Annotated in this window: 11 protein-coding genes; 8 read left to right on the top strand and 3 right to left on the bottom strand. The window is 71.2% G+C overall.

What is annotated here, in order from left to right:
- The first annotated feature begins 110 nt into the window (after positions 1-110).
- Complete coding sequence (locus ACV7NM_RS01790) at positions 111-629, top strand: helix-turn-helix domain-containing protein (RefSeq protein WP_463408533.1); 519 nt, start codon at positions 111-113, stop codon at positions 627-629.
- Positions 630-715: 86 nt separating this feature from the next.
- Here the strand turns inward: ACV7NM_RS01790 and ACV7NM_RS01785 are convergent, their stop codons facing one another.
- Entirely contained in the window at positions 716-907 is a 192-nt protein-coding gene (locus ACV7NM_RS01785) for a hypothetical protein (RefSeq protein ID WP_463408532.1), read from the bottom strand.
- A 299-nt stretch (positions 908-1206) separates the two neighbouring features.
- On the opposite strand from ACV7NM_RS01785, the gene ACV7NM_RS01780 reads away from it, so the two are divergent.
- The 3 genes from ACV7NM_RS01780 (at position 1207) to ACV7NM_RS01770 (ending at position 3606) form a co-directional block, all read left to right on the top strand.
- Positions 1207-2202, top strand: a complete 996-nt coding sequence (locus tag ACV7NM_RS01780; RefSeq protein ID WP_463408531.1) for a GlxA family transcriptional regulator — start codon at positions 1207-1209, stop codon at positions 2200-2202.
- A 97-nt stretch (positions 2203-2299) separates the two neighbouring features.
- Positions 2300-2422, top strand: a complete 123-nt coding sequence (locus ACV7NM_RS01775; RefSeq protein WP_463408530.1) for a hypothetical protein — start codon at positions 2300-2302, stop codon at positions 2420-2422.
- Between the two features lie 422 nt (positions 2423-2844).
- Positions 2845-3606: a MerR family transcriptional regulator gene (locus ACV7NM_RS01770; RefSeq protein ID WP_463408529.1), complete on the top strand. Its 762-nt coding sequence runs from the start codon at positions 2845-2847 to the stop codon at positions 3604-3606.
- Positions 3607-3977: 371 nt separating this feature from the next.
- Here ACV7NM_RS01770 and ACV7NM_RS01765 read toward each other — a convergent pair whose 3' ends face one another.
- Positions 3978-5369 carry an MFS transporter gene (locus ACV7NM_RS01765; RefSeq protein WP_463408528.1) on the bottom strand — a complete coding sequence of 464 codons (1392 nt, stop codon included), beginning with the start codon at positions 5367-5369 and terminating at the stop codon, positions 3978-3980.
- A 93-nt stretch (positions 5370-5462) separates the two neighbouring features.
- Between ACV7NM_RS01765 and ACV7NM_RS01760 the strand changes: the two genes are divergently transcribed.
- From ACV7NM_RS01760 to ACV7NM_RS01745, 4 genes are all read left to right on the top strand, one after another.
- A complete protein-coding gene (locus ACV7NM_RS01760) occupies positions 5463-6008 on the top strand; it encodes a winged helix-turn-helix transcriptional regulator (protein ID WP_463408527.1) in 546 nt (181 codons plus the stop codon).
- Positions 6009-6152: 144 nt separating this feature from the next.
- On the top strand, positions 6153-8621 hold the full coding sequence (gene uvrA, locus ACV7NM_RS01755) for an excinuclease ABC subunit UvrA (RefSeq protein ID WP_463408526.1): 2469 nt from the start codon (positions 6153-6155) through the stop codon (positions 8619-8621).
- 394 nt (positions 8622-9015) lie between these two features.
- A complete protein-coding gene (locus tag ACV7NM_RS01750; protein WP_463408525.1) occupies positions 9016-11079 on the top strand; it encodes a hypothetical protein in 2064 nt (687 codons plus the stop codon).
- Positions 11076-12614 carry an ABC transporter substrate-binding protein gene (locus tag ACV7NM_RS01745; protein ID WP_463408524.1) on the top strand — a complete coding sequence of 513 codons (1539 nt, stop codon included), beginning with the start codon at positions 11076-11078 and terminating at the stop codon, positions 12612-12614. The genes ACV7NM_RS01750 and ACV7NM_RS01745 overlap by 4 nt, the downstream gene beginning before the upstream one ends.
- Before the next feature lie 137 nt (positions 12615-12751).
- On the opposite strand, the gene ACV7NM_RS01740 is transcribed toward ACV7NM_RS01745, so the two are convergent.
- Entirely contained in the window at positions 12752-13012 is a 261-nt protein-coding gene (locus ACV7NM_RS01740; protein ID WP_463413801.1) for a hypothetical protein, read from the bottom strand.
- Positions 13013-13088: the final 76 nt, after the last annotated feature.

The following is a 13088-nucleotide window of genomic DNA, read 5'->3' as shown; positions in this document are numbered from 1 at the left end:
GAAGGGTCTGAAAGTCGTTCCGTATACGGAACGTTCTGTTTGTGGAACGATAGGCGGTGCCGGGGGCCCGGAGCAACCGGGTCCCCGCGAAAGAGAAGGGGCACGACACCATGGGTCTGGCCGTTCGTGTCGGCGCGCGTTTGCGGGAGTTGCGCGAGGCACGCGACATGTCGCTGTCCGAGTTGGCGCGCCGAGCCGGAATCGGCAAGGGCACGCTCTCCGAGCTGGAGGGCGGTCGGCGCAACCCCACGTTGGAGACGCTCTACGCCCTGACGACAGCGCTCGGAGTTCCCCTCAGTACCGCGCTGCACGACCCTACGCACCCGGTCGAGATTTCCGGCGGCGCTGTGGACGCGGTCCTCACCGAACGGTTCGAGGACGCGGCCGCGCTGACGGAAACCTACCGGGTACGCATCCGTGGCGGAATGACGCAGCAGTCCGCCGCCCATGGCCCCGGCACGACCGAACACATCATCGTGTTCACCGGCACCGCACGCGTCGGCGTCCTCTCCGCCCCGGCCTTGATCGGCCCCGGCATGCACGCCGGCTGGGCCGCCGACGTCCCACACGTGTATCAGGCGCCGTCGGAAGACGTCGAGGCACTGCTGGTTGTGCGCTATCCGCGCTGACGCCCATCGCCCAGCGCGGTGAAGACCGGTCGTCCCGGCCACCTACGCGCTCGAGAGCGGCCCGCGGCAGTGTCACGGGTTACGGGTTACGGGTTGGCGGGCCAGGCGTTCTCGCCGAGGGCGGTCGTGCCCTGGCCGTTGCCCTTGTTTAAGTTGAAGCGCCGCTGGTTGTTCCAGAGGCCGCCCTTGGCCTTGCCGCTGTAGCGGAAAAGGGATCCTTCGTAGGCGACGGCGATCACGTCGTCGCGGCGGTCGCCGTTGAAGTCACCGGACGTCACCCCTGCCGGGAACGGGAGTTGATGGCACCGTCACCGTGGGCCGCACCGCCCGCGCGGCATCGGAAAAGCTCACCGCGGCCGGGTTCGGCCGGACCGAAACGGAGTGGGTGCCCGTGGTCGCCACTGCGGCCTTACCGGCCTGTGCGGGCTTGCCGTCGACAGCGAAGCAGCTCGCAGCTCGCAGGGGAACGGGCGATAAGGTCAGCCTCCCAATGCCGGCGGAGATCAGGGGAGTACCAGCAATGGGGGAGACCGGGCGACAGGCAAAGGACGGTGAACGTCCGGACAACGGTCCGGGTGTGTTACGGATCGGGGTACTGGCATACCCGGGCTGTTTCGCGTCCGAAATCTTCGGCATCCCCGACCTGCTGACGATGGCCCGGCACATAGCGGGCCCTGACGCCCCCGGCTATCAGGTGGCTGTTCTCTCGCCCCGCCGCCGCGTGGTCGCTTCGGGCGGCGTCAGCCTGGACGTGCGTCCTCTGCGCGTGGTCGACGTCCTCGTGGTCCCCGGTTTCGAACTGCCACGGGTATCGGATCTCGATGAGCGACTCGCCCGACTCGCCCCCGAGATAGCTGCCATCCGCGCGCAGGCCTCCGCCGGTACCGCCGTAGTCTCCCTCTGCGTCGGTGCGTTCCTGCTCGCCGAGGCGGGGCTGCTCGACCGGCGCCGGGCCACCACCTCCTGGCTGTACGCCGCTGAACTGGCCCGGCGCTGCCCCGGTGCCGACGTGCGCCCGGAGCACCTGGTCATCACCGATACGGGAGTGACGAGCACGGCCGCCTTCAGCGCCATGTACGACTTCGCGCTGGACCTGATCCGTCGGCACAGCGGCGCCGGAGTGGCCCGCTCCACCGCCCGGGTGGCGCTCGTCGACGACACCCGTGTCTCCCAGACCCCTTATGTCGATGCCCAGTTGCTCCCGCAGCCCGGACGGGAGTTCTCCCAGCGGGTCATGAGGCGGCTCGACCAGAACCTCGCCGAACGGTACGACCTCGCCGCGCTCGCGGACGCCTTCCGGGTCAGCACGCGCACGTTGCTGCGCCGCTTCGCCGAAGAGACCGGACGCAGCCCGCTGGCCCATCTGCAAGCCTCTCGTGTCCGCCGCGCCCGCCATCTCCTGGAGACCACCGACCGCACAGTCGCCGCCGTCGCCGCAGCGGTCGGCTACCAGGACCCCGGCACGTTCGCCGCCCTCTTCGCCCGCCACGCCGGCCACCGTCCGAACGCTTACCGGGCTGCCTTCCGTCGCAGGGACCACATGGCCGGCTCGGGCGGCGGCACTCTGGTGTAGTGGCCTGCGGGCTTGGTGACGGGGCTGATGGGCGGGTGACCACCCTCATGCTCTTGCTCCGGGCCCATACGATGGCCGGGCCGATCCGGGAGTCGTCATGGTTCCCGCTCCCGACGGCCGGGTGGGCTGGGCGGTGGTCGAGCCCGCAGCCGCGGGTGGCGAGAACATGGCCGATGCCCCGCGGGCCCGGCCGGCGGCCGGTGAAGCCGAACGGGTGTGATACATGAATCTGCCGGCCGTCCCGTACGGCAGCAACAGCAGACCGCACCCCTTGAAGACGGCGCGGCTGGTAAACAGCAGCGGCGAAGAAGACGGGCGGCCATAAACCCGCAGCGCCCCGAGGGAGTGGTCCGGAGAGCGATCCCCGCCCCTCAGGCCGGCCCCCGCGAGGTGGGCCATGCGTACCCGCCCGCACGGCCCGCGTATGAGGCGCACAAGTAGGCGCTGTAGCCGGGAAGCTACGCCGGGGAATGCGCGTTCGGGCCTCCCGGCGACGGGTCTGGGCGGCTGCGGCTTTCGTCCTGCTGCGGAGGCAGACGCCGATGCGATGCCCCTTGCCGGTTTGGGGAGGTTGACTTTGCCGTTGCGGCAACTTCTACGGTCGTGTGTGGCCGGAGGGTCCGGTCGGGATGGGAGTCGGTGATGGCCTGGTCGATCGCGGAGGTGGCCCGGATGTCGGGTGTGACGTCGCGGACGCTGCGTCATTACGACGAGGTGGGCCTGTTGCCTCCGGCATGGGTGGGGAGCAACGGCTACCGCTATTACGGGGAAGACGAGTTGCTGCGATTGCAGCAGATCCTCGTGATGCGGGAGCTGGGCCTGGGGTTGGTGGAGATCGGGGCGGTACTGGCCGAGCAGGTCGACCAGGTGGAGGCCCTACGGGCGCACCACCTTCGGCTCGTGGCCGAACGGGATCGCCTGGACACGCTGGCCCGCACCGTCGGCCGCACCATCGCCGAGCTCGAGGAAGCGAGAGGCAAGGACGAGATGACGAAGATCAACAGGCCGGAGAACCTGTTCGAGGGGTTCGACGGCACACGCCAGTCGCAGGAGGCGCGCGAGCGGTGGCCGCAGGCGTGGGAGCAGTCCCGGCAGGTCATCGAGACGCTGTCCGCCGAGGAGATGGAGCAGTGGCAGCGTGAGGTGACGGCGCAGATGATCCGCGTCGCGGAGTTCATGGCGGCCGGCACGCCGGTGGCCGATCCCGCGGTGCAGGCGGAGATCGACGCCCACTACCGGGGCGTGTGCCGGTTCTGGACTCCGAACGCGACCGCGTACAAGGGGTTGGGTCGGACGTACGTCGAGGACCCGCAGTTCCGCGAGAACTTCGACAAGATCGCCGAGGGCCTGGCCGCCTACCAGCGCGACGCGATGGTCGCCTACGCCGACACCCGCCTGAGCTGATACGCGGGCTTCGCCAGGAGGCTGCAGACTCCCGGCGCGGCACTGTTGGGTCCGTGGCACGGTTTTCCGCGCGGATTCTTGATGTTCCAGCGGGTATGGCAGTCGTCGCTGACGACCACACCCACGTTCCATTGACGGGCGGTAGGTTGCGGCAGCACAGGGGACCGCCGCAACCTTCCGCTGTCAGCGACGAATGACTTTGATCTGCGTGCAGGCGCTGCCGGCGACACGGGGCTGTGGTCCGGCACTTGGCCTCGGGTCTGACTGCTGAGCCCGCGCCCGGCGTACGACTGTCCTGGCGCGGCGGACCGGGCGGGCACCGGCCACGGCCGGTGCCCATCGGCTTGCGGAATGCCGCCCGTGGTCCAGGGCTACCTTGCTGTCGCCCTGCGTTGGGTTGCGCCGAGTACCAGGGCGGCCGCTCCGGCCAGCAGCGCCGCCACGACTATCGCCGTCCAGCCGCGCCGGAAGCCCTCCAGCGTGGCCTGGGGACCGTATGGGGTGCCGATCAAACTGACCGTCAGGGCGACGCCTACCACGGCCCCGATCTGTCGCGCCATCGTGGTGACGGCGGATCCGGTGGCGAGGCGCGCGGGCGGCAGCGCCGCCGCCGCGGCTCCGATCAGCGTGGGCAGTACGAGCCCCACGCCCAGGCCGGTGAGCAGCATCCCGGGGAGCAGTTCGGTGGCGTAACCGGGGCGGACCGCGATGTCGGCGGCCCACCAGCCGACGCCGCCGGCGAACAGCAGGGTGCCGAGAGCGGCGAGCCGTCCGGGTCCGAACCTGCGCACCAGAGCGGCGCTACCCAGCGCGACCGGCGGGACCAGCAGCGGCCCGGGCGAGATGGCGAGTCCGGTGCGCAGCGCCGAGTACCCCCAGACCTGCTGGCACCACAGCGCCGAGGTCAGCAGCATCCCGGCGAAGGCGGCGGTGAACAGCAGCGCGGCGGTGTTGGCCGAGGCGAAGCCGGGCACTCGCAGCAGCGACAGTTCGACGATGGGCGCCGGGTGGTACGCCGAGCGGTGCAGGAAACCGCCGGTCAACAGGAGGGCGGCGAGCAGGCCGCCGAGCACCCTGGTCGAGCCCCAGCCCCAGGCGTCGGCCTTGACCAGGGACACGGCGAGGGCGGCGATGGCGAGGGTGAGCAGTGCCGCCCCGAACAGGTCGGGCAGCGGCCCGTTCTCCCGACCGCGCAGCCTGGGCAGTACGCGTGCGCCCACGGCGAGGGCGGCGATGCCGACCGGGACGTTGGCGAGGAACACCCAGCGCCAGTCGGCCTCGACGAGCAGTCCACCGAGGACCGGTCCCAGCCCGGCGGCGATCCCGCCGACGGAAGCCCAGGCCCGGATGGCGCGGGGGCGCTCGGCCGGGGGAGTGGCGTCCAGCAGCAACGCCAGCGAGGTCGGCATCAGCGCCGCCGCGCCCGCCGCCTGGACCACGCGTGCGGCGTCCAGCCACCCGACGGCGGGGGCCGGCGCGCACAGCGCGGAGGCGGTGGTGAAGACGGCCAGGCCGGCGAGGAACACCTTTCGGTGGCCGATCCGGTCGGCCAGCCGTCCGGCGACGACGAGCAGCGCGGCGAAGACGATGGCGTAGCCGTTCAGCACCCAGGACAGGCTGGCCAGGCTGCTGCCGTGGAAATCCTGCTGCATCGCAGGAAGCGCGACGTTGACGATGAACAGATCGAGGTTCGAGACGAAGACCGCGGCGGCGATCACCAGGAACGCTGCGCGGCGGTGGGGCCGGTGCCGGTCGGCGGGCACAGTCGGTGGGTTTGATATTCCAACTATCTTCATGGCCGGGGAAGCTAGCGGAAGTGAGTTTGAATACGCAACCCGCTATGGCAGGCTGGTGGAGTGACCCAGCCCGCCGCCGACCGCACCACCGACCACACCACCGACCGCCAAGCGGCCGCGCCGCTGCCGGGCCGCCCCTGCTCGATCGCCGCCGCGCTACAGGTCCTCGGCGAGAAGTGGGCGCTGCTCGCCGTGCGCGAGCTCTTCTACGGCAACCACCGCTTCGACCGGATCGCCACCAACACCGGCGCGCCGCGGGACCGCCTCACCGCCCGGCTGCGGGCACTGGAAGAGGCTGGAGTGATAGAGCGCCGCGCCTACAGCGAGCGGCCGCCGCGCTACGAGTACCACCTCACCGACGCCGGCCGGGACCTCGCCCCACTGACCCAGGCACTGCTCGCCTGGGGCGACCGCTGGCTGTCCCCGGAGCCGCCGGTGGTACTGCGCCACCACCCGGCGGACCGGCCGGACCACCCCGACCACCTGCTGGACGCGGCCTGGACCTGCCGGACCTGCGGCGAAGAAGTACGCAACCCGGACGTCGGCCTGGAGATCCGCTCTCCCGGTTGGGAACGCGAGGGCCCCAACCCGCCGCCAGGACGGTAATCGGCAGGCGAACCCAGCTGCGGCCCCGCCCGTTCGCGTGCCCGGGAGCGGCTCGTACCGGGACTCTCCGGTTTCTCGTGTGAGCGGGGGCCCGGCGACGGCGCCTGTCGCGCGGTTCCCGGCGCGATCAGGTAATCAGGAACGGTGAACAAGGACCCGAGCGACCCCTTCGTGCATGTCCGGGGCGCCAGTGAGAACAACCTGCGGAACATCGATGTCGACGTTCCGCGTGACGCGATGGTCGCCTTCACCGGTGTCTCCGGCTCGGGCAAGTCCTCGCTCGCGTTCGGCACGCTCTACGCGGAAGCCCAGCGGCGCTACTTCGAGTCCGTAGCACCGTACGCCCGAAGGCTGTTGCAACAGGTCGGCGCACCGCACGTGCAGGAAATCACCGGACTGCCGCCCGCCGTGGCCCTGCAGCAGCGACGTGGGTCGCCCAGCTCGCGCTCGACGGTCGGCACCATCACCACGCTGTCCAATCTGCTGCGCATGCTGTACTCCCGCGCCGGCACCTATCCGCCCCGGGCCGCACGGCTGGAAGCCGAGTCGTTCTCACCGAACACCGCGGCCGGCGCATGCCCGGAGTGCCACGGACTGGGCCTCGTGCACGACGTCGCCGAGGACCTGCTCGTCCCGGACCCCTCGCTGAGCATCCGCGAGGGGGCTATCGCCGCCTGGCCGGGTGCCTGGCAGGGCGCCAACCTGCGCAGTGTCGTGAGCGGCCTGGGGATCGACATCGACCGACCGTGGCGCAGGCTCGGGAAGAAGGACCGGGACTGGCTGCTGTACACGGACGAGCAGCCCTCCGTGTACATCGAGCCGGAGGAGGACCGCGTCGACTACGGCTACCAGGGCAAGTTCTGGAGCGCCCGCAAGCACGTCATGCACGTCCTCGCCGACTCCAAGAGCGAGAAGATGCGCGAACGGGCGCTCCGGTTCGTCAGGAGTGTGCCCTGCCCCGAGTGTCACGGCAGCGGACTGCGGCCCGAGGCGCTCGCCGTGACCTTCGCCGGACGTTCCATCGCCGAGATCAACGCGATGCCGCTCACGGGGGTCGTGGCGCTGCTGCGGCCCGTCGCGGGGCGGTCCAAGGCCGACGCCACCACGTCGACCGCCCGCTCCGGGGAGACGACCGAGGTAGCGGTCCGCATCTGCGGCGATCTGGTCGGGCGGGTCGACGTACTGCTCGACCTGGGCCTCGGATACCTCAGCCTCGGGCGCCGCTCCACGACCCTGTCGCCCGGCGAGGCGCAACGCCTGCGGATCGCCACCCAGCTGCGCTCGGGGTTGTTCGGCGTCGTCTACGTCCTAGACGAACCCTCCGCGGGCCTGCACCCGGCTGACGCGGAACCGCTGCTGGACGTGCTGGGCCGGCTCAAGGCGGCGGGCAACTCGCTGTTCGTCGTGGAGCACGACATGGACGTCGTACGGCGGGCGGACTGGGTGGTCGACATCGGCCCCGGCGCGGGCGAGGGCGGCGGACGCGTGCTGTACAGCGGCCCGGTCGCCGGTCTTGAGCGGGTCGCGGAGTCGGCCACGAGCCAGTACCTGTTCGGGCGTGCCCAGCCGCTTGATCACCGTCCGCGTACGCCGCACGGCCGGCTGCACCTGCGCGGCGTCTCCCGCCACAATCTGCACGACGTGTCCGTCGACGTACCGCTCCGCGTACTGACGGCGGTGACGGGCGTGTCCGGTTCCGGGAAGTCGACGCTGGTGACGCAGGTCCTCGCCGAGGTCGTCCGCGGTCACCTCGGACTCGAACCCGAGGAGCCCGACGAGGCGCGGCTGGAGGTCGACGTCCAAGGCGCGTCGGGGGTCGAGTCGTTCGACCGGCTGGTCCGGGTCGACCAACGGCCCATCGGCCGAACCCCCCGGTCCAACCTGGCCACGTACACGGGAATGTTCGACGCGGTGCGCAAGCTGTACGCGGCGACGGACGAGGCCAGGGCGCGCGGCTACTCGGCCGGGCGGTTCTCCTTCAACGTGCCCGAAGGGCGGTGCGAGACCTGCCAGGGCGAAGGATTCGTCGCGGTGGAACTGCTGTTCCTGCCCGGCACCTACGCGCCGTGCCCGACCTGCCAGGGCGCCCGGTACAACGCCGAAACGCTGGAGGTCGCCTACCGCGGCAAGAACATCGCGGAAGTGCTGGCGCTGTCCGTCGACGCCGCCGCCACGTTCCTGTCCGCCGTCCCGGCCGCCTCCCGCAGTCTGGAGACGTTGCGCGAGGTGGGACTGGGGTACCTGCGACTGGGACAGCCCGCGACGGAACTCAGCGGTGGTGAGGCACAACGCATCAAACTGGCCACCGAACTGCAGCGAGCCCGCCGCGGGCACGCGCTCTACCTGCTCGACGAGCCGACGGCGGGGCTGCACCCCTCGGACATCGCTCTGCTGCTGCGCCAACTGCACCGACTGGTCGACGCCGGCAACACGGTCGTCCTCGTCGAGCACGACCTGGACACGATCGCCACCGCCGACTGGGTCATCGACCTCGGGCCGGGCGGCGGCGACGCGGGCGGGCGGGTGGTCGCGGCGGGCCCACCGGCCAAGGTGGCGAGGAGCCGCCGCAGCGCCACCGCGCCCTATCTCACGGCCCGGCTCGCGCGCTCCTGACGACGCCGCGAACGCGGACCGAGTCGCATGCCGGAGGCGTGAACGTGGTGTCGGGTGCCCCCCGCTGCCACCGGCGGAACGCACAAGCGTCCGACCCGCTCGCGTGCCCTTCGGCGACAACGGCTCCAACAGCGCCCACTGGTCAACCGTGGGATCTCCACGCCCACGAACCGTGATCGTTCACTCGGAGGGGCGACACAAGGGGCCAAAGGAGTGTTCCGCCCACTGTGGGTCACGAAAACGTAACCGGGAGGTGCGGCTTCGTCGAATGTCGGTGGCGACATGTAGCCACCCCCTTACGCTCCTTTCAATGCGGCGGCGGTGCACCACCGAGCCGCATGACTGGGGGGTCACGTTGACGCTGTACGGACGGGCGGCGGTGCTCGATGCCGTCGTGCCTTCATTGGTGGGGCTCGAATCGCAGGGGGCCGCCCGGCTGCGGATACCGGGCGGGAGGCCGCTGCTGATCGAGTGCGGCGGTGGGCGACTCACCGGCAAGACCGCGCTGCTGAAGGAGCTCTCGAAGCGGTACGCGCAGCGCGTACCGCAGGCGTACGCCGACCTCGGCGCGGCGGACTTCGGCCAATCGGGGCTCGCCTCCCTGGCCGACGAGACCACGGCGAACGCCTCACGCACCTCGGACCTGCTCTTCTACCTCATGGACGGGTTGAGCCGGAAGCCGAACGAGTTCGCCGGGAAGTTGTCCTTCCCCCGGCTCACCCAGGGGCTGCTCGCGGTCACCAGCTGGCAGTCCGAGGACGTCCAGCCCGCCGAGCTGCAGGCCGCCCGTCGCCGCCTCGCGGGGCTGTTACGGGAGAGCCAGCCCGACCTCCAGGCGCGCAACCAGCGGGTGTCGGGCTGGATCGGACAGGTCACCCAGGGCATCACCGCCGCAGCGGGGCTGGGACCCGGGGTCAGCGAACTCGTGGGGCCGCTCACCGACATCGTCACCACCGAACTGCTCGGCCCGCGCGCCAACAAGCAGGGCCTGGGGTGGTGGGCCGGCCGTCGGGTCGGGCCCCAGGGGGACGGACATGCCCAGTTGACCGATCTCGCCATGTGTTTCCGCGGCGACGCGGGCGACCGGCGGCGGGCGGAGCACCACTTGGTGGCCGCCCTCCTGGAGGACATGGCCGACCACTACACCTGGATGCGCCTGAAGAACCGGGTGCCGCGCCCGCTGCTGCTCTTGGACAACGTCCACACCCCGCTGGGTGTGGCGGTCCTGGACGCGCTGACCCGCGCCTGGCACGACGAGCCCACGCGGACGCACCCCGGTGTCGTCGCGGCGGCCCTCGCCCAGGAGTCCCCCGTGCCCGACCGCGAGGGCACCGCCCCGTCGACGAGGAGTGCGGCGGGCCCGTACTGGCGGCAGGATCGTCCGCAGACGGCGGCCGGTTGGGTGCTGAGGCTGCCGATGGCACAGCTCGTCCTCGACGAGGTCAAGGAGATGTTCGGCGACGATCGGCCGGGGCCCGACACCGCCCACGTGATCCACCGGCTCAGCGCTGGACGCGCCGGGATAACCCACGCCCTGGTGCTGTCCGTCCGGCAGAAGATCGGCCTCCATGAGCCCGTCGACCACGGCGCGCTGCTCGATCTGCCGCTCGATCTGCCGCTCGACGGCGGGCCGACACTGCCCGTGTACGAACGGCTGCTCCGGCTCCTGATCCCCGACCCCCACGCCCGGGCCCGCCTCGCCTCCTACACCCCGGCGCTGGACGACGCGGCAGCCCACGCCCTCGACGCCGACCACGTGCCGCACGGAGCTGACGGACAGACCGTGGCGGCGGCCCCCAGAGTGCCAGTGGCGGAGACCAAGCACCTCTTACGGAAGGAATGTTGGAGCCATCACCCCTGGCCGGGGACCGGCGGCCCCTTCGTCGGTGATCCCACCCTGCGGGCGCTGCTCGTACACGACCTCCGCACCCGCACCGGCGCGGCGCCCGGGGACGGCGACTGGCGGGGCAGCCACCGGCGGCTGCGCCTCCTGTACGCGCCGGACGCCGCCGACCCGCGCGAGGCCTGCTACCTGCACCACTCGCTCGCGATCGGCGACACCGACGTCGTCGTGCGCGCCCTGCACCGAGGCCTGGCCGAGCAGGACGCGCCGGGGTGGCTCGCCACTCTCAACCTGGTCTGCGCCGCACCGCATCCCCCGGAGTACCCGGCCGTCCCGGCCGCAGCTCCCGTGGAAGACCGGCTCCCGGCCGACAACGACCCCGTGCGCCAAGCCGTGCAGCTCCTCGTCCTCAACCTGTGGCGGCAGTCGCACCCCCTCGCACACCCCGACGCGAGGAAGGTCAACGCCGTCCGGCTGCAACTGCTCACCCTGGCCCAAAACAGCGCCGTCGGCCCCCAAGAGGTCTTCTACCAGGCCTACGAGGAGTGGCCCCGGTTGCTGAACCGCTGGATCCAGGCACCCGATCTGCCGAACTACGGAGAGCTCCGCCCATGACACTCTGGCCCGCCGGACCGCTGAACCGCGCCCTGCTGATCGCCGTCGTCGCCGTCGTCCTGGGAACCGGCGGCTACGTCTCCTACGACCGGTGGCTAGCCGAGGACCCGGCCTGCGCCCCCGGCGTGGCGAAGCGAGGCCCCCGGCACGAGTGCGTCGGCGTCACCGACGGCGGCTACGTATTCGCCCCGTCGCTGAAGCAGGTCACCGGTCGCATCAAGGCGGAGAACGACAGCGTCGCCGGGAAGTCGGCCGCCACGATCGCCCTGATGATCCCCATGATCTCCGACACCCAGGCAGAGCAGCAGGAGTACGTCGAGCAGGTGCAGGGCGCCTATCTGGCCCAGTACCGCGCCAACCACCAGGCCAACGGCAAGCAGCCGCCCATCCGGCTGGTGCTCGCCAACCCCGGCCGGGGGTACAAGGAGTGGCGTACCGTCGCCGACCAGCTCGCGGGGGCCGCGGCCGACAAGAAGGAGAACCTGCGCGCCGTCGCCGGCATCAACATCAGTATCACCGAGACGGAAGAGGCCGTCCGCTACCTCACGAAGGACAAGGGGATCCCGGTCGTCGCGGGCCCCATGACCGCGGACGACATCAAGAACACCGCAGCCGACCCGCACCGCTACCCGGGCCTGGCCCGGATCGCCCCCGGCAACACCGACCAGGCCGACGCCCTCGCCTCGTACGGGTCGGACACAAAGCCCGCAGAGACGCTGGTGGTCGAGGACATCCGCGAGGGCGACAACTACCTCGCCAGCCTGCGCCAGACCTTCGAGAAGCTGGCCAAGGGCGCGCCCAACGCCCCGGAGACCTTCCGGTCGCCGCCCGACTTCAACGACGAGGGCAACCTCGCCAACGACTTCCACCAGATGGTGCCGGACATCTGCTCCTCCGACGCGAAGACCCTCTACTTCGCCGGCCGTCCGGTACAACTGCGACTCTTCCTCGTCGAGTTGGGCAACCGCAAGTGCAACAAGCACTACACCGTCATCAGCGGCTCGCACGCCTCGACCCTGACGGTCGACGAGAAGTTCACCGACCAGTGGGGCGCCCTCACGAACGGCGCCGGCATCACCCTGCGCTACCCGGGCCTGGCCCACCCCGAAGCCTGGGGGGAGCGGAGCACGACGCCGACCGGCGGCTCCAAGGCGGCGCTGAAGGAGCTGACCGACCTGGTCCAGAAGTTCGGCACCAAGGAGCCCGACTCGATCGGCCCCGCCAACCTCTCCGACGGCCGCGTCATCATCACCTACGACGCGGTCTCCACCGCCATCGCGGGCATCCGCAACGACGCCGTGGGCGGTGTGAAGATGCCGTCCCTCTCCGAGGTCGCCGACAGCTGGCTGCGGCTGCACGGCAACAACCGGGTCGAGGGCGCCAGCGGCTGGATCTGCCTCGACCATTACGGCAACCCGTACAACAAGGCCGTCTCCATCGTCCATCTCGACCCGACGACCAAGACGGCCGTCTTCGACGGCATCGCCTGGCCCGCGGGCCGCGCCCCCGACCCCAACTGCTCCATCCCCAACTGAGGCCGACGGCTAGCCCCGCCTCTGTCCGACGCGCCCGCCCGGCCCCCGGCCGCCGGGCGGGGGCCGCTCGTGCTGTGACCGCGTGGGCACCGACCCGGCTGACGCGCCGGGGCCGGCTCCTTCAGCCCTTCAGCCCTTCAGCCCTGTCGCGCGCGGGTGGTGCGGTCGTGTAGGCCCGCCATCCCTGCCGTGGTCAGCGCGCCGTGGAGTCGGAGGTGGGCCAGTCCTCCGTCGGGGTAGACGTCGAGGCGGGCATGGGTGGCCGTGGCCGGTGCGCGGAGGGGGAGCCGGTGGAGGGCGTCGGGCTGGAGGGGAACGCGCGGGAGGACCTCGGTCCACGCTCGTTCACCTACGGGAGCCGGCCGGCCAACGAGTACGGGTGCCCTCGCCCCGGTCAGTGGGGCGGAGCCGGCGGTCGCGCCACGCTCGCCCGTCGTTCCGGGTGGCCGGAGACCGGTGCCTTCGTGCAGCAGT

This window comes from Streptomyces sp. Tek67B01 (assembly GCF_055231995.1).
Note: the sequence above shows the minus strand (reverse complement) of the source record. Positions and strands in the feature narration are given on the sequence as shown.

What these genes read in the sequence shown, in the direction of transcription:
- ACV7NM_RS01770 (WP_463408529.1), top strand. Translation starts at nt 2,845, where the DNA reads ATGGCCTGGTCGATCGCGGAGGTGGCCCGGATGTCGGGTGTGACGTCG.
- ACV7NM_RS01790 (WP_463408533.1), top strand. Translation starts at nt 111, where the DNA reads ATGGGTCTGGCCGTTCGTGTCGGCGCGCGTTTGCGGGAGTTGCGCGAG.
- ACV7NM_RS01745 (WP_463408524.1), top strand. Translation starts at nt 11,076, where the DNA reads ATGACACTCTGGCCCGCCGGACCGCTGAACCGCGCCCTGCTGATCGCC.
- ACV7NM_RS01775 (WP_463408530.1), top strand. Translation starts at nt 2,300, where the DNA reads ATGGTTCCCGCTCCCGACGGCCGGGTGGGCTGGGCGGTGGTCGAGCCC.